Genomic DNA, 16,582 nt, shown 5'->3' with positions numbered 1-16,582 from the left:
TCACGGTACTGGCGTAGCGCGGATCAGTGACCCAGAATCTGGCTCAGGAAAAGCTGTGTGCGCGGGCTCTGTGGGTTGTTAAAGAAGGCTTCCGGCTCGTTCTGTTCAACGATCTGGCCTTCGTCCATGAAGATCACCCGGTTCGCCACCTGACGGGCAAAGCCCATCTCGTGGGTCACGCAGAGCATCGTCATGCCCTCTTCGGCAAGCTCGATCATTGTATCGAGCACTTCCTTGATCATCTCAGGGTCAAGCGCCGATGTCGGCTCGTCGAAAAGCATGATGCGCGGGCGCATGCAGAGCGAGCGGGCAATCGCCACACGCTGCTGCTGACCACCCGAAAGCTGACCGGGATACTTATTGGCCTGATCGGGGATCTTCACCTTTTCAAGGAAGTGCATCGCCGTTTCCTCGGCTTCCTTTTTGGGTGTCTTGCGGACCCAGATCGGCGCCAGCGTGCAGTTCTCAAGGATCGTCAGATGCGGGAAGAGGTTGAAGTGCTGAAAGCACATGCCGACCTCGGAGCGAATCTTGTCGATGTTCTTGAGGTCCGAACTCAGCAGCGTGCCATCGACTTCGATGGTGCCCTTCTGATGCTCTTCCAAAGCATTGATGCAGCGGATCAGCGTCGACTTGCCCGAACCCGAAGGCCCGCAGATCACGATACGCTCGCCCCGGTGCACCGTCAGGTCGATGTCGCGCAGCACGTGGAACGCGCCATACCACTTGTTCATGTTCTCGATCCGAATCGCGACTTCGTCGGATACTTTCATTTGTGCGGTCTCAGCCATGCGAGAACCCTCCCTTAACGATGGTCAGTCGCAAGACGGCGTTCCAGCCACTGCGAGTATTGAGAAATGCCGTAGCAAACGATGAAGAACAGCACGGAAGCAAAGAGGAAAAGCTCCCAGTAGACGCCGTTCCAATCGGTCGAGGCCAAGATCGGGCCGCGGATCATGCCGATGATATCGAAGAGCGAGATCACCGAGACCAGCGTGGTGTCCTTGAACAGGCCTACCGCGATGTTGACGATGCCCGGGATCGAGATCTTCAGCGCCTGCGGCAGGATGATCAGCCGCATCGCCTGCGGGTAATCAAGGCCAAGGCTATCGGCGGCCTCGTATTGGCCCTTTGGCAGCGCGGCCAGACCGCCCCGGATCACCTCGGCGATATAGGCCGAAGAGAACATGGTGATCATGATCACGACACGGATGAAGAGGTCAACGCCCGAGCCCGGCGGGAAGAAATAGGCGAGCATCACGTTCGCCACGAACAAGAGCGTGATCAATGGCACGCCCCGGACGAATTCGATAAAGACCACGCAGATGCCTTTGACGATTGGCAGGTGAGACTGACGCCCCAAAGCCAGCGCAATTCCGATCGGCAGCGACAGTGACACACAGGTGATACCCAGCATCATATTCAGCATGAAGCCACCAAGGTCGCGGCTGGGGATCGCTTGCAGCAGTGGCGAGGCGGGGCGCAAAGCCTCCCCGATGAAGCCACCGATATACCAGACGATCACCGCAGCAACGAGGCCGCCCGCCAGCGCCATGGCAAAGCTTTTCTGCACCAGACGGCTATAGACGATATAGCCCGCGATCACCCCCAAGAGGGCAAAGATCGGCCCCCAGATTGGACCGCCCCAGATCAACCAGAAGGCCAGAAACGGGTAGACGCCAGTGAAATAAAGCAGCTTGCGCGGCAGGTCGATGAAGAGCACGGGGGCCACCGCAAGGAACAGCAGCACCAACGCGAGGGTCGGACGCCAGTATTGATCACTGGGATATTTGAACCCGAATAGGAGCTGATGCCAACGCTCACTCAGCACCGAGAAACAGGCGCCCGTAGCCCCGTCCAGTACTTCGCGACATTCAGACAGGCTGCTTGCCGACCAAACGCCGTTCAACAGCCATGGCAGAGAGCCGGCCAGCAAGAGATAGAGGAAATAAAGCGCCACCACCGTCAGCAGGGCATTCGCCCATGTCGGGAAGAGGTTGTCTTTCACCCACTTTACCGGGCCGCCCACCTTGTCCGGCGGTGCCGAAGGCGGCAGTGAGGTTTCGCGCACGAAGGCGATGGATTCAGCATGTGTGTCTGACATGGCTTAACGCTCCTTCAGCTTCGTTGCGTTGTTGTAGACGTTCATCACCATGGAGATGCCCAGCGAGATGACGAGGTAGAAGAGCATCAACAAGACGACACATTCGATCGCCCGCCCGGTTTGGTTCAGGGTGATCCCGCCCAGCGTGGCGGTGATGTCGGCATAGCCCACGAGAATCGCCAGCGAGGAGTTCTTGGTGATGTTGAGGTAGTTCGAGATCAGCGGCGGGATGATTACGCGCAGCGCCTGCGGCAGCACCACAAGGTTCATGATCCGGCCCGACCGCAGCCCCAAGGCAGCAGCGGCTTCGGATTGCCCCTTGCTGACCGCTTGAATGCCCGCGCGGACGTTCTCGGCGATGAAAGCACCGGTGTAGATCGACAGGGCGAACCACAACGCGATCAGCGGTGCACCAATCTGGATGCCGCCGCGGAAGTTGAACCCTTTGAGCGCGGGGTAATCCAGCCCGATCGGCATGCCCATGATGAAGAACATGATGATCGTCGGCAGCAACAAGATCGCGACCGAGGGCCAAAGCATCGGCAGCAGGCGACCGGTGTCATAAAGCAGTTTCGTCGCATAGCGGCGGTAGGCAAAGACGCCGATCACCGAGGCGACAAAGGTCGCCACCACGATCATCGAGCCCGGCCCCCAGACCGGACCGGGGATATAGACGCCCCGGTTGGTAAAGGCAAAAGACCCCAGCATCATGCTCGACGCCGGATCATCGCCCCGGAAGGCCGAAGGCGCGGGCATCGCGGCGGTCATGATGGTGTAGATGATCAGGATCCAGATCAGCACCGGGATGTTGCGGAAGATCTCGACATAGCCTGCCATCAGCTTGCGGATGAGCCAGTTGTTCGACAGGCGCAGAACCCCGGCGATGACGCCAAAGATCGTGGCCGTCACGCAGGCGAGGAAGGACACCAGCAGCGTGTTGATGATGCCGACCCAAGCCGCCTGAAGGTTCGACGATTGGCTGGTATAGGGGATCAGCGTTTGGTTGATGTCATAGCCCGCCGGGTTACCGAGGAACTGGAAAGAGATGTTCAACCCGGCGGCGCGAAGGTTCGCGGCAAGGTTCGATCCCAGATACCAGATCGCCGTGACCAGCAGCGCAAGTGCGATAACCTGAAAGGTAATCGACCGATAGCGGGTGTCGCTCAACAGCATAGATGGCCGGAACGACTCCTTGGGAGGGTCGGAGAATGTCGTCATGTATGTATCCCTGTGTTCCGGCTTGTTTTTTATTGGTGCATTTGGCGCACCTTGGCCGAATCATTTTTGGTCGTTGATCGTTTCTTCGATCGTGGGCTTTTATTGTCTCGTTGGGGTTTTGTCAGTCGTTTTTAGACCGTTTTTCGTGTCGCAAAGGCACTTCGCGCCCCCAGAGGCACAAAGGGCGCAGGAATTCCTGCGCCCCTGGGCTTGCTATTTAGCGGAAGGGCGGTGCGTAGAGCAGGCCACCGTCTGTCCACTGGGCGTTCAGCCCGCGTGCCAGACCGATCGGGGTCTCTTCGCCGATGTTCTTGGCAAAGATTTCGCCGTAGTTGCCTTCGGCCATGATGGCGCGCTTGGCCCATTCGGCGTCGAGGCCGATCATCTCACCCAAGGTACCTTCGGTGCCCAGAAGACGAGCGATCTCAGGGTTGTTGGTGTTGCCGGTCATCTCTTCGATGTTGGCGGATGTGACACCCAGTTCTTCAGCAGCGATCAGCGCGTTCAGCACCCAGCGGGTGATGTCGCCCCAGTCGTTGTCGCCGTGACGGACCAGCGGGCCGAGCGGCTCTTTCGAGATGATCTCGGGCAGCAGCACGTGCTCGCCGGGGTTCTCAAAAGTGGCGCGTGTCGCGGCAAGGCCGGATGCGTCTGTGGTGTAGGTGTCGCAGGCACCGGCAAGGTACTGCTGCTGGCCTTCGGCGTTGGTTTCGACAGGCACCGGCTCATAGCTGATGTTGTTCTTGCGGAAGAAGTCCGCGAGGTTCAGCTCGGTTGTTGTGCCGGTCTGGATGCAGACGGTCGCGCCGTCCAGATCCTTGGCCGAGGAAACGCCAAGCGCTTTGGGGACCATGAAGCCCTGACCGTCGTAGTAGTTGACGCCGATGAAGTCGAACTTCAGGTCGGTGTCACGGCTGAAGGTCCATGTGGTGTTCCGTGCGAGGAAGTCGATCTCGCCCGAGGCCAGCGCGGTGAAGCGGGTCTTGCCGGTCGTCGGCACGAATTCCACGGCGTTCTTGTCGCTCAGTACGGCGGCGGCAACGGCACGGCACACAGCCACGTCGAAACCTTCCCATTCGCCGTTAGCATTCGGCGCGGCAAAGCCAGCAAGGCCTGTGGTCACGCCACAGTTCAGCTTGCCGCGGGCCTTGACGTCATCAAGCGTGGCGGCACCAGCAGCACCGGCCGCAAGGCCAGCAACGGTCAGCGCGCCAAAAATTACGGTTTTTTTCATTTTTACCTCTTCCTGATAGTCCGCCACGTTCACTGGCGGTTAATCCGACGTCAGGTGACGCCGAAAGCGATCTTGCGCAGGGTTCCCCCTGCTCAATGAAAAGCAGTGTGGGCGGATTCAGGTTTGAAGGTCAAGGGCGCGATGGGCAAAATCAGGGCGGGTTTTCACATCGCATGGCAAAGCTTTTATCAAGTTAAGCAGCTTTGCAAAGCACGATAATTGCACATGCATGTAAAAACGCTTGTCGCTTGATTTCGGCCTCTTGCTCGGCCACGTCATCACGGCCCCACTGCTCGGCCTGCCAATTCTCATCCAGCCGCGACAAGGCCCAAATCTCTTCGGGGTCAAAGGCTTGTTCAAGCGCGGCAAAGCCAAGGATCAGCGAACCGGTGAGGCTGACAAGGTCATGAAATGCCGCCAATTCGAACGCATCGAGCCGCGCCGTCCGGCGGTGCAACTCGGCCAAGGCTTCGGGCGTTTGCGGGGCATGCATGATACCCTGTCGCGGCTCCAGACGGACGCCGAGTGTCTCTGCCGCCCAATCCAGCATCGGATCCCACTGCGCTGCCTGCCGGGCGACCAACTCTTCGGGGCTGTCGGCGCGGTAGCACAGCAGGTCACTGTCCCCATAGGCCGCCAGCATGTCGACGACCTCGGCCTTTTGCACCGCGACCTTGTCGATCGCGGCATTTGCGGTTTTCGTCACCGGCATTGTGCGGGGGTCGATCTGCTTTTCCTGCGCTTGCCATTCGGCGGCCACGGCATCGGCCATGGCGCGGGTCGGCAGGGTCAGAAGCCGCTTGGCCGGGGTCTTCACCCGGCGGCCATCCAATTCCACGGTGAAACCGTCCTCGACCGCGACCACGGCGGCGTCTTTCCAAAAGCGTTTGGCTTTCCAGTCACTCATGCGGGAATGCTCCAGATTTGTTCCAGCAGGGCGGGCAGCGCCGCGAAATCCTCAGCCAGATGCGCGGCAGCGGCCAACCGTTCCGGGCCGTGATAGCCCCATTTGACCCCGATCCCGGTCACCCCGGCGGCGGCGGCCATGTCCATGTCGAAAGAGGTATCGCCGATCATCACCGTCGCCTCCGGCCCCACCCCGGCATCGGCCATCGCCTGATGGATCATCGACGGATGCGGCTTGGAGGGGTGAAAATCTGCGACCTGCTGCGTGATGAAAAGCCCTCCCAGCCCGTGCCCGGCGATCAGCTTATCAAGCCCGCGTTTCGACTTGCCGGTGGCCACGCCCAACAGCACCTCCGGCTCGCCATGAAGACGCCGCAACGTGTCCAGCGCGCCAGGATAAAGCGGCGAGGATTGCGCCACGCCCGCCTCGGCCCGCAGGGTCATATAGGCGGCCTTATAGGCCTCCACCATCGCAAGGTGATCGCCGGTTGGGCGTGTGGGCGCCAGCACGGTCATTGCCACATCAAGCGACAGGCCGACGATCGACAGGATCTCGGCACGGCTCGGCGCGGGCGCGTCGACAGCCGCAAAGGCCGCCGTCATCGCGGCCACGATATCGCCTTGGCTGTCGACCAGCGTGCCGTCGACGTCAAAGATCACCAAACGCAGTGGCTTGCTCATTGCAGCGACTCAAATGGGTCTTCGTCGGCCAGATCTTCGGTCCAGCCAAAGGTGTCCCAGCTATGCGCCATATGTTCGGGCAACTCGGCGGTGATGGTAACCGTCTTGCGGGTATGGGGATGCTCAAACCGCATCATCCGCGCGTGCAGGTGCAGCTTTTTCGAGATGATCCCGCCCAGTTGCGCGCCCCAGCCGTCGCCGAGGTTCTCTTGCCCCGAGCCGCCGTATTTCCCATCGCCGACGATCGGATGCCCGATCTCGGCCATATGCGCGCGCAGCTGGTGCGTGCGGCCGGTGACTGGCTCCATCGCCACCCAAGACGCGCGCGAGCCGACGCGGAACAGCGTGGCATAGAGCGTATGCGCCCGTTTCGCGCCCGGCGTGTCATCCATATCGCGCGGATGCACGGCGATCATCTTCTCGCCCTCGCCGCTGCGGCCATGACCACCAGCTTTAACGAGACCGTATTTGATTTCGCCCAAGTACGGCGTCGGCACACCGGCGACGATGGCCCAGTAAATCTTGCGCGTCTCGCGGTGCCGCATCGCCGCTGTGAGCGCCTTGGCCGCCAGACGGGTCCGCGCCAGCAGCAGCACGCCCGAGGTATCACGGTCAAGCCGGTGCACCAGACGCGGTTTTTCCTCGGCGTCAAAGATCAACGCCTCAGACAACGCATCGACATGGCGGTCCGCCTGCCCTGAGCCGCCCTGCACCGCCAGTCCCGGCGGTTTGTTCAGCGCGATGACATGCTCGTCGCGGTAGATCACGCAGTTGCGGATCATCTTGGCATCAGCATCGGTAATGCGCGTCCGCTTTGGCGGCGGCGGCGGGGCGCTGTCGGGCAGCGGCGGCACGCGCACCTCTTGGCCGGCTTCGAGCCGCGTATTGGCCTTGACCCGGCCTCCATCGACGCGGATCTCGCCCTTGCGGCACATCTTCTCGATGAGCCCCTGATTGATCTGCGGAAACATCCGCTTGAACCAACGGTCAAGCCGCTGGTCGCCATCGCCTTCGGCGACGGTAATGGTTTGTACGCGGCTCATGCCAATACCTCTCGGGCCACCCAGAGGCCCAGCAAACAGGCGGCCAGCGACAAGATCACCGAGGCCCCCACATATGAAAATGCGACAGCGGCGCGGCCTGTCTCAAGCAGCCGCATCGTGTCGAGTGAAAACGCCGAAAAGGTGGTGAAGCCGCCCAGCAGGCCGGTCATCAGAAAGGGCAGCAACAGCGCCTTATCCGCCAGTGCGACCCAGACCACCCCAATTGCGAGCGAGCCCGCGACATTCACCGCCAGCGTGCCCAGCGGGAAGCCGACGGTCAGACCGACAAGGTAGCGCAAGCACGCGCCCAGAGCGCCGCCGAGCGCCACCATGATCAGTGTTTTCATCATCGACACCCCATCGCGCGGGCGCGGCCCGGAGTCAAGTTTTCCGCTTGGCCCGCAGCCCCGCGAAGTAATCTTGTCGTTTTTTCAACTCCCGTTCGAAGCCACGTTCGACCGGCTCGTAAAGGCTGGGGCGCTCCATCGTGTCGGGAAAGTAGTTCTGCCCCGAGAACCCGTCTTCGGCGTCGTGGTCATAGGCATAGCCGCTGCCGTAGCCCTGCTCCTTCATCAGCTTAGTGGGCGCGTTGAGGATATGCTTGGGCGGCGGCTCTGACCCGGTGCTGCGGGCCAGCCTGCGGGCCCCCTTGTAGGCTTTGTAGACGGCGTTGGATTTGGGCGCGAGGCAGATATAGGTCAGCGCCTGCGCGATGGCTAACTCCCCCTCGGGGCTGCCAAGCCGTTCGTAGGTCTCCCACGCCTGAAGGCAGAAAGCCTGCGCCTGCGGATCGGCGAGGCCAACGTCCTCAACCGCCATGCGGGTAATGCGCCGCATCAGGTAGCGCGGGTCCTCCCCCCCCTCCAGCATCCGGCCCAGCCAATAAAGCGCCGCGTCCGGGTCCGAGCCGCGCATGGATTTGTGCAGGGCGGAAATCAGGTTGTAATGCGAATCCCCCGATTTGTCGTATTGCGCGGCCCGCCGCATGAGCCGTTTCGACAGCCCCGCCTTGTCGAGCGGCGCATCGCCTTTCCACGCCGTGACCTGCTCGATCAGGTTGAGCAGCGCCCGCCCGTCGCCATCGGCCATCTCCAAAAGCGCCTCGCGCGCCTCGGGCTGCAACGGCAGGGGCTTGCCCAAATCGTGCTCGGCCCGCTCCGCCAATCGCTCCAGATCGGTGAGCGGCAGGCGTTCCAGCACCAGCACCTGCGCGCGGGACAGCACAGCGGCGTTCAATTCGAAACTCGGGTTCTCGGTGGTGGCACCGACCAGAAGGATCGTGCCATCCTCCATATGCGGCAAGAACCCGTCCTGCTGCGCCTTGTTGAAACGGTGGATTTCGTCGACAAACAAAAGCGTCCCCTGCCCCTGCCGCCGCCGCATCTTGGCCGCGTCGAAAACCTTTCGCAGTTCCGGCACGCCCGAGAAAATCGCGCTGATCTGCACGAAATGCAGATCGGTCTCATCCGCCAGAAGCCGCGCGATGGTGGTCTTGCCAACGCCGGGCGGCCCCCAGAAGATCAGCGAAGACAGCGCGCCCGCGGCCAACATCACCGACAGCGGCGCATCGGGGCCAAGCACTTTTTCTTGCCCAATCACCTCGGACAGCGCGCGCGGCCGCAACCGGTCCGCCAAGGGGCGGTGCCCAGCCTCTGCCGCTGGGTCGCCGTCACCAAACAGATCCGCCACGCTACCCCCTGAACCGCAGTGCGACACGCCGGTCGCCGCGTTGAATGACCATTTGAATGCGCCGCACCTCGCCCGACAGCAGGGCGGCCAAACTATGCGTCTCTGCCACCTCTACCCCATTCACCGAAAGGATCACATCACCATCCCGCAGCCCCACACGCGGGCCATAGCGGCCCGCATCCATGACCACGACGCCACTGCTTTCCAGCGGCAGGTTCAGTTCCGAAATCACCGCCGGATTGATTCGCGCAGCGCGCAATCCGGGCAAAAGGCTCCGGGTGCCCAACGTGACCTCGGCCCGGTCCGGTTCATCCGGGGCGGCGATCAGCGCCACCGTCATCTCTTGCAGAACGCCATCGCGCCTGACGCCCACACGCGCGGAATGCCCAAGACCGGCGACCGACATGCGGTAGATCATCTCTGACGGCGTATTGACCGGCTGGTCATCGACGCTGACGATGACATCCCCCACCTGCAGCCCCGCCGCGTTAAAGGGGCTGGCGCGATGCAGCCCCGAAACGATGATCCCGCCCGGTCGATCCAGCCCCAGCGGCCCGGCCATATCTGCATCCACCGGTTGCCCGGCCAAACCCGCCCAAGGGCGGCTGAACGCCACCTCCCCCGCGCGGGCCTGCGCGACAAAGGCCGCGACCAGATCAGCGGGGATCGCAAAGCCGATGCCGTTGCTGCCGCCCGAGCGCGTCAAGATCGAGGTGTTCACCCCGATAAGCCGCCCCGCCATGTCAATCAACGCCCCGCCCGAGTTGCCGGGGTTGATCGGCGCATCGGTCTGAATGAAATAGCCCTGCCCGCCATTATCCGCCGCCCCCGACCGCGCAAGACCCGAGACGATCCCACTCGACACCGTCTGCCCCACGCCGAAGGGATTCCCGATGGCCAAGGCAAGCTCACCCACCTCCACCGCGTCGCTGTCGCGCAACTCAAGAAACGGCAGGTCCGCCGCGCCTTCCAGCTTGAGAATCGCCAGATCGCTCTCCGCATCCCCCAAAAGCACATGGGCACTGAACTCGCGCCGGTCATTCAGGACCACACGGATATCGGTCGCCGTGCCCACCACATGATAGTTCGACACCACGATGCCATCCGCCGATAGAATCACCCCGGAGCCGAGCGAATTCTGCACGCGGGGCCGCTCTGAGAAGGGATCCCGAAAGAACCGTTCGAAAAACGGGTCGGCCTGAAGCGGCGTGCGCTGTGGCTTGGTCAGGATGCGGGCGTAGATGTTGACCACCGCGGGGGTGGCCTGTTTGACCAGTGGCACGAAACTCAACTGCATCTGCGCGGCGGAACTGGGCACCTGCTGCGCCGCTAGGGGGGCGGCAAGCAGCGTTAGGATCATCAGCAAATATCTCATGCCGTCAGATATGCGCAGCCGCCCCGGCTGGCGCAACTCCCATTTCGGAATGATCTTGAAATCTCTGCCGCGACAACGAAAAAGCCCCGCCAAATGGCAGGGCTTTCCATTCCGCAATCTGCGAAATCTTATTTTGCGGCGTCTTCTTCGGCCAGACGCGCTTTGTCGGCGGCGCCTTTGGCGTCGCGGTCGCGGTCGACGAATTCGATGATCGCCATAGGCGCCATGTCACCATAGCGGAAGCCAGCTTTCAGAACGCGAACGTAACCACCTTGGCGGTCTTTGTAGCGCGGGCCGAGGATGTCGAACAGTTTCGCGACATACTGGTCTTCTTTCAGCTTCGACGCGGCCTGACGACGGGCGTGCAGATCGCCGCGTTTGGCCAGCGTGATCATCTTTTCGATGATCGGCTTGAGTTCCTTGGCTTTCGGCAAGGTTGTTTTGATTTGCTCATGCTCGATGAGCGAGCCTGCCATGTTCGAGAACAGCGCTTTGCGGTGTTCATGTGTACGGTTCAGGCGGCGGTATCCACGTGCGTGACGCATTGTCTTACTCCAATCGTGAAGCCCTCTACGGGCGGTTTTGCTTTGTCTGGCCCGCGATGCGTGTCTTGGGCTCTCCTTGGGGCTTACGCCCGGTCGTAACGGCGCCCGATTTCTTTTGAAGAAATCGGCCCGGAAACTTTAAAAGTTTCCGGGTCCGTGTCTCTTAGAACGAATCCTCGAACTTCTTGGCGAGGTCTTCGATGTTTTCTGGCGGCCAGTCTTCGACATCCATGCCAAGGTGCAGACCCATGCCCGACAGCACTTCCTTGATCTCGTTCAAGGATTTGCGGCCGAAGTTCGGGGTGCGCAGCATCTCGGCTTCGGTCTTCTGGATCAGGTCGCCGATATAGACGATGTTGTCGTTCTTCAGGCAGTTTGCCGAACGCACAGACAGTTCCAACTCGTCGACTTTCTTGAGCAGCAGCGGGTTGAACTCAAGACCATCGTCGTCGTCCTGACGGGACGCCGATTCCGGCTCGTCGAAGTTCACGAAGATGCCCAGTTGGTCCTGCAGGATGCGCGCGGCAAAGGCCACGGCGTCATCCGGCGTGATGGAGCCGTCGGTTTCCACTTTCATGGTCAACTTGTCATAATCCAGCACCTGGCCCTCACGGGTGGGCTGCACGTCATAGGAGACCTTCTTGACCGGCGAATAGATCGCGTCGATCGGGATCAGACCGATGGGCGCATCTTCCGGCTTGTTCTTGTCTGCGGAGACATAGCCCTTGCCGGTGTTGACGGTCAGCTCCATGTAGACATCTGCACCATCGTCGAGGTGGCAGATCACGTGCTCGCGGTTCAGAATCTCGATACCGGCGGATTCGGAGATGTCACCGGCGGTCACAACGCCCGGACCTTTGGCAGAGATCGACAGGCGTTTGGGGCCTTCGACTTCCATGCGCAGGCTGACGCCCTTGAGGTTCAGGATGATGTCGGTCACGTCTTCGCGCACACCGGCGACGGAGGAAAACTCGTGCAGTACGTTGTCGATCTGCACAGATGTGATCGCCGCGCCCTGCAGCGAGGACATCAGCACGCGGCGCAGCGCGTTGCCGAGGGTCAGGCCAAAGCCCCGCTCCAGCGGTTCGGCCATGACGGTCGCCTGACGTGCGGGGTCGTTGCCCGGCTTGACGTCAAGCTGTTGCGGCTTGATCAATTCAGCCCAATTCTTGTGGATCATGCGTCCCTCCATCCTTGTTTGTGCCTCATGTCCAAATGACACAAACGCTCGAGGTTTCTGAAAAGCGGTATGGGGCCGCACGCAAGGCGCGACCCCATGTAAAACAGTCCCAGCTTAAACGCGGCGGCGTTTGGGCGGGCGGCAGCCGTTGTGGGCCATCGGGGTCACATCACGGATCGACGTGATGTTGAAACCGGCAGCCGCCAGAGCGCGGAGTGCGGATTCACGACCCGAACCGGGGCCCTGCACTTCGACTTCCAGCGTCTTGACGCCGTGATCCTGCGCCTTGCGGCCAGCATCTTCTGCGGCCATCTGAGCGGCATAGGGTGTCGATTTACGCGACCCTTTGAAGCCCATGGTGCCAGCGGAGGACCAGGAGATTGCGTTGCCTTGAACATCCGAGATTAGGATCTTGGTGTTGTTAAAGCTCGAGTTCACATGCGCCACGCCTGCGGCGATGTTCTTGGAGACCTTACGCTTGGTCTTTGTCTTATCGCGTGCCATTGATCAGACCCTCCCTTATTTCTTCTTGCCAGCAATGGCCTTTGCGGGGCCTTTGCGGGTGCGAGCATTGGTGTGGGTACGCTGACCACGAACGGGCAGGTTACGACGATGGCGCAGGCCACGGTAGCAACCAAGGTCCATCAGACGTTTGATGTTCATCTGCGTGTCACGACGCAGGTCGCCTTCGACGGTGTAGTTGGCGTCGATGTGCTCACGCACGGCCAGAACTTCGGCGTCGGACAGCTCGTTAACGCGACGGGTCGCGTCGATGCCAACGGCTTCGCAGATGGCTTTGGCGGAGGAGGTGCCAATACCGGTGATATAGGTGAGGGCGATTGGAACCCGCTTTGCAGTCGGGATGTTTACGCCGGCAATACGTGCCACGTTAGCTATTCCTTTTCGTTGCGGGTCCGTCGTTCCAGACCCTTTTTTCACAACACAAGCCCGAGGCGTTTGGGCCATCGGGCTGAGGCTGATCAGGTGATCTTGCGGGGCTGGGCGGAACCCTTGCCGCAATTTGATTCTCTTGCGAGATAGGGGTGACTATGAGGTTTTGCGCAGGGCGTCAAGCCTTGCACAAAACTCCCGTAGGATCGGCGGCGCGGAGCGAAAGGCGGCGTCGCCCCTGCCCCCACCACCGGGAAATCACTTATCGAGAATCTGCGCGATTGCGCCGCGGACTTCTTCGATCTGACCCAGACCATTCACACCGCTGAGCATCTCTTTGGCATAGTAATAGCCAATCAGCGGAGAGGTCTGTTTGTAGTAGGCCATCAGACGGGTTTTGAGGCTTTCCTCATTGTCGTCCGCGCGGCGCTTGAACTCGGTCCCGCCGCAGTTGCTACATTTACCATCTTCGGGGATCGGCTTGGTCAGGTCGTTGTAGACCTCGCCGCAGGACGCACAGGTCGAGCGTGCGGTGATGCGGGCGACCAGTGCCTCATCGTCGACCTTCATCTCGATCACGGCGTCGAGGGTCTGGCCCTCTTGCTGCATCAAATCGGCCAGCGCGTCGGCCTGCGCCAGCGTGCGGGGGAAACCGTCAAAAATAAAGCCGCCATGCTCGGCTTTGTCGGTAAGCTTTTCGCGGATCAGGCCGATGACGATCTCATCGGTGACCAGCGCGCCGCGGTCCATGACATCGGCCACGATCTTGCCCATCTCCGTGCCGCTGTCCTTGGCCTCACGCAGCATGTCGCCGGTGGAAAGCTGAACCATGTTGCGGGTCTCGACCAGATGACGTGCTTGGGTGCCTTTGCCTGCGCCCGGAGGCCCGAGTAGGATAATATTCATCGACGTACGGGGCTCCGTTTCTTGCGTGTACCTTTGCCTTTGCCCGCGCCTTTGCCGCGCAGCTGAGACTTCTCAAGCAGACCTTCATACTGGTGCGCCAGCAGATGGCTTTGAACCTGTTGGATCGTATCCATGGTGACCGAGACGACGATCAGCACCGAGGTGCCACCGAAGTAGAAGGGAATGGCGAACTGGCCGCGCAGAATCTCGGGCAGAACAGAGACCGCCGCCAGATAGGCCGAGCCGAGAACGAGGATGCGGTTGACCACATACTCCAGATACTCGGAGGTGCGCTTGCCGGGGCGGATGCCAGGGACAAAGCCGTTCTGGTTCTTCAGGTTGTCGGCCACGTCATCAGGTTTGAAGCTGACGTTGAAGGTATAGAAATAAGCAAAGAAGACGATCATCGCCACGAAGAACAGCAGGTAAAGCGGCTGGCCGGGGCCGAAGTTCGCCAGAAGCCAGGACATCACCGGGCTGGTGGAATTGCCCGAAAACGTGCTGACGGTAACCGGCAGAAGCAGCAAAGAAGAGGCGAAGATCGCCGGGATCACGCCCGCCGGGTTCACCTTTACCGGCAGGTGGCTGGTACCGCCGTCATACATCTTCATCCCGACCTGACGGCGGGGGTATTGGATGTGAATCTTCCGCAGCGCGCGCTCCATGAAGACCACGAACATGATCGTCGCAATCACCATGACCAGCACACCCACGATCACCGCAGGGCTGATCGCACCGGAGCGGCCCGAAGCGAAGAACTGCGCGATGGCGGCGGGAACCTCGGCGATGATGCCGACGAAGATGATCAGCGAGATGCCGTTGCCGATGCCGCGTGCGGTGATCTGCTCACCCAGCCACATCAGGAACATGGTGCCGCCGACGAGGGTAATCATACAGGCGGCGATGAAGCTAAAACCCATCTGCCCATCGGCCACGATGTCACCAGCCTGGAGGCTGACCGCAAGACCGTAGGACTGCAGGGTCGCCAGCGCCACGGTGCCGTAGCGCGTGTACTGGTTGATCTTCTTGCGCCCCTGTTCGCCCTCTTTTTTCAACTGTTCCAGCGCCGGGACCATGGAGGTCAGCAACTGAACGATGATCGAGGCCGAAATATAGGGCATGATGCCCAGAGCGAAGATACCCATCCGGCCAAGCGCGCCGCCGGTGAACATCGACACCATGCCGCCGATGCCTTGGCCCGCGCTCTCCATGAAGTCACGCAGTGCGCCGCCGTCGATGCCGGGCACCGGGATAAAGGTGCCAAGGCGGTAAACGATAAGCAGCCCGAGTGTGAACAGGATCCGATTGCGCAGGTCTGTTGCCTTACCCAATGCGGCCCAGCTCGTGTTCGCGGCCATGTTTTCGACGGCAGATACCATGAGGGGTCTCTTCTTTTGTTGCGAAAACGCCGCCCGGGCCGTTTTCCGGCGGGCGGCGTTCGGGAAAACTTGAGGTTATGTAAGCGGCTGGCGCGCCGCTCACAAGCCTTAAGGCCGCTTTACTCGGATGCCTCAGCCGCCTTGGGGGCGGTCACGGTCACCTTGCCGCCTGCCTTCTCGACCGCCTCAATGGCGGACTTGGAAGCGCCAGCGACGTTCAGGTCGATCTTGGAGGTGATGTCACCCTTGGCCAGAACGCGGATACCGTCCAGCTCACGACGGACCAGACCGGACGCGATCAGGGCGGCACCGTCGATGGTGTTGCCGGCGTCGAGCTTCTTGGCGTCGATGAATTTCTGGATCAGGCCCAGGTTCACAACAGCGAAAGATTTGCGGTTTGGCTTGTTGAAGCCACGCTTGGGCAGACGCTGGTAGATTGGCATCTGGCCGCCTTCGTAGCCGTTGATGCTGACGCCGGAACGGGATTTTTGACCCTTGATACCACGGCCACCCATCTTACCCTTGCCAGAGCCGGGACCACGGCCAACGCGCATACGCTTCTTGGTTGCGCCTTCGTTGTCGGAAAGTTCGTGCAGTTTCATGTCGCTTCTCCTTATGCCGGAAATGGCCCCCAGCGACGGGAGTGGCCAAACGCGGCGTTGCGATTCCATTGCGACCCAACACGGGCCACCGGGGGCGTATAGGGGATGGCGTGGCGGGTGACAAGGGGGGTGGCAGAGCCCCGGCCAAGACTCGCATTCAGTTAGAATTTTACAACGTAATACCAACCCGGATAGCTCTCTGAAACTTTGAGGTTGCTAGGGCCCGCAACTAAAGTTCAATCTTACCCCATGCGTTTTAGTATAGTGTGAGAGATTATGAGAAAAAGAGAATTGCTATTTCCGTTCATTTTGATGGCGAGTTCCATTCATGCTGCGGAAAACGACGAAACTGCTTTGTCGCGTTATGAGATATTTGATTCAGACAGCCAGCCGATAACGCTGGAAGACCTAGAAGCAATGGAAGATGAGTATGAAGCCCTACTGGACGCAAGCGATTGCACCGAAGCGCTTCCTAAAATCGTAGCGTTTGCCGAAACCGCAAATCGGGTGTCCAATTTGATCCGCCGCGGGAACGAACCTTATTACGATGCACGCCGAGATGATCAGAAGGTGATCGCGAGGGACCGAGCCTTACTAAATCAACTCGTCGCAGCGGAGAATGCGACAAATAATTTGGTAGCAAAAAGAAACGCAGCATGGGTGGAAGAGGCGAAGTGCCTGATCTTAGAAGGCGAACTGAATGCCGGCATAAACCGTCTTTATCGCGCCCTCGACTATATCGAACCTGATGACAGAGAACTTTGGGAGGAAGCAAGGACACTCCTTTGGGATCAAGTTGGTTTTGAGCCCCAGAACTGACCGAAAGAAA

The 16,582-nt window shown here is 60.6% G+C and carries 18 protein-coding genes; 1 reads left to right on the top strand and 17 read right to left on the bottom strand.

Annotated features, from left to right (window positions below):
• Nucleotides 1-23 precede the first annotated feature (23 nt).
• The 17 genes from T8A63_RS02740 to rplO all read right to left on the bottom strand — a co-directional run bounded on the left by T8A63_RS02740 (nucleotide 24) and on the right by rplO (nucleotide 15,753).
• Nucleotides 24-791: an amino acid ABC transporter ATP-binding protein gene (locus T8A63_RS02740; protein ID WP_067916165.1), complete on the bottom strand. Its 768-nt coding sequence runs from the start codon at nucleotides 789-791 to the stop codon at nucleotides 24-26.
• 14 nt (nucleotides 792-805) lie between these two features.
• Nucleotides 806-2,104: an amino acid ABC transporter permease gene (locus T8A63_RS02735; RefSeq protein ID WP_067627541.1), complete on the bottom strand. Its 1,299-nt coding sequence runs from the start codon at nucleotides 2,102-2,104 to the stop codon at nucleotides 806-808.
• A 3-nt stretch (nucleotides 2,105-2,107) separates the two neighbouring features.
• Nucleotides 2,108-3,322 (bottom strand): ABC transporter permease subunit, encoded by a 1,215-nt coding sequence (locus tag T8A63_RS02730; protein WP_322344911.1) that lies wholly within the window; start codon nucleotides 3,320-3,322, stop codon nucleotides 2,108-2,110.
• 217 nt (nucleotides 3,323-3,539) lie between these two features.
• Nucleotides 3,540-4,556, bottom strand: coding sequence for an amino acid ABC transporter substrate-binding protein (locus T8A63_RS02725; RefSeq protein WP_067622203.1), 1,017 nt, complete (start codon nucleotides 4,554-4,556; stop codon nucleotides 3,540-3,542).
• A gap of 193 nt (nucleotides 4,557-4,749) precedes the next feature.
• On the bottom strand, nucleotides 4,750-5,463 hold the full coding sequence (locus T8A63_RS02720; RefSeq protein ID WP_067622206.1) for an ATP12 family chaperone protein: 714 nt from the start codon (nucleotides 5,461-5,463) through the stop codon (nucleotides 4,750-4,752).
• Complete coding sequence (locus T8A63_RS02715) at nucleotides 5,460-6,143, bottom strand: HAD-IA family hydrolase (RefSeq protein ID WP_322344910.1); 684 nt, start codon at nucleotides 6,141-6,143, stop codon at nucleotides 5,460-5,462. Before T8A63_RS02715 ends, T8A63_RS02720 begins: the two co-directional genes overlap by 4 nt.
• On the bottom strand, nucleotides 6,140-7,186 hold the full coding sequence (locus T8A63_RS02710) for an RluA family pseudouridine synthase (RefSeq protein ID WP_067622210.1): 1,047 nt from the start codon (nucleotides 7,184-7,186) through the stop codon (nucleotides 6,140-6,142). Before T8A63_RS02710 ends, T8A63_RS02715 begins: the two co-directional genes overlap by 4 nt.
• On the bottom strand, nucleotides 7,183-7,536 hold the full coding sequence (locus T8A63_RS02705) for a fluoride efflux transporter FluC (protein ID WP_120351821.1): 354 nt from the start codon (nucleotides 7,534-7,536) through the stop codon (nucleotides 7,183-7,185). Before T8A63_RS02705 ends, T8A63_RS02710 begins: the two co-directional genes overlap by 4 nt.
• Before the next feature lie 31 nt (nucleotides 7,537-7,567).
• On the bottom strand, nucleotides 7,568-8,875 hold the full coding sequence (locus T8A63_RS02700; protein WP_322344909.1) for a replication-associated recombination protein A: 1,308 nt from the start codon (nucleotides 8,873-8,875) through the stop codon (nucleotides 7,568-7,570).
• A 1-nt stretch (nucleotide 8,876) separates the two neighbouring features.
• Nucleotides 8,877-10,250 carry a trypsin-like peptidase domain-containing protein gene (locus T8A63_RS02695; protein WP_322344908.1) on the bottom strand — a complete coding sequence of 458 codons (1,374 nt, stop codon included), beginning with the start codon at nucleotides 10,248-10,250 and terminating at the stop codon, nucleotides 8,877-8,879.
• A 128-nt stretch (nucleotides 10,251-10,378) separates the two neighbouring features.
• A complete protein-coding gene (gene rplQ / locus T8A63_RS02690) occupies nucleotides 10,379-10,795 on the bottom strand; it encodes a 50S ribosomal protein L17 (RefSeq protein WP_300054741.1) in 417 nt (138 codons plus the stop codon).
• Nucleotides 10,796-10,958: 163 nt separating this feature from the next.
• Nucleotides 10,959-11,975, bottom strand: coding sequence for a DNA-directed RNA polymerase subunit alpha (locus tag T8A63_RS02685; protein ID WP_007118862.1), 1,017 nt, complete (start codon nucleotides 11,973-11,975; stop codon nucleotides 10,959-10,961).
• Between the two features lie 114 nt (nucleotides 11,976-12,089).
• Nucleotides 12,090-12,479, bottom strand: a complete 390-nt coding sequence (gene rpsK / locus T8A63_RS02680) for a 30S ribosomal protein S11 (RefSeq protein ID WP_067622222.1) — start codon at nucleotides 12,477-12,479, stop codon at nucleotides 12,090-12,092.
• Between the two features lie 15 nt (nucleotides 12,480-12,494).
• Nucleotides 12,495-12,863 (bottom strand): 30S ribosomal protein S13, encoded by a 369-nt coding sequence (rpsM, locus tag T8A63_RS02675; RefSeq protein ID WP_007118860.1) that lies wholly within the window; start codon nucleotides 12,861-12,863, stop codon nucleotides 12,495-12,497.
• Nucleotides 12,864-13,124: 261 nt separating this feature from the next.
• Entirely contained in the window at nucleotides 13,125-13,772 is a 648-nt protein-coding gene (locus tag T8A63_RS02670; protein ID WP_067622225.1) for an adenylate kinase, read from the bottom strand.
• The gene (secY, locus tag T8A63_RS02665) at nucleotides 13,769-15,151 is read right to left on the bottom strand and encodes a preprotein translocase subunit SecY (protein WP_067622228.1); all 1,383 of its coding nucleotides are present in this window, start codon (nucleotides 15,149-15,151) and stop codon (nucleotides 13,769-13,771) included. Before secY ends, T8A63_RS02670 begins: the two co-directional genes overlap by 4 nt.
• A gap of 119 nt (nucleotides 15,152-15,270) precedes the next feature.
• Nucleotides 15,271-15,753 (bottom strand): 50S ribosomal protein L15, encoded by a 483-nt coding sequence (rplO, locus tag T8A63_RS02660; protein ID WP_067622231.1) that lies wholly within the window; start codon nucleotides 15,751-15,753, stop codon nucleotides 15,271-15,273.
• A gap of 276 nt (nucleotides 15,754-16,029) precedes the next feature.
• Here rplO and T8A63_RS02655 point away from each other — a divergent pair, with 276 nt between their 5' ends.
• Entirely contained in the window at nucleotides 16,030-16,572 is a 543-nt protein-coding gene (locus T8A63_RS02655; RefSeq protein WP_150119956.1) for a hypothetical protein, read from the top strand.
• The last annotated feature ends 10 nt before the right edge of the window (nucleotides 16,573-16,582 follow it).

Origin of the sequence: Sulfitobacter sp. OXR-159 (genome assembly GCF_034377145.1) — a bacterium.
In the GTDB taxonomy this organism is placed as follows: Bacteria; Pseudomonadota; Alphaproteobacteria; order Rhodobacterales; family Rhodobacteraceae; genus Sulfitobacter.
The sequence above is the reverse complement of the archived record's forward strand: the minus strand, read 5'-3'. Positions and strand labels throughout refer to the sequence as shown.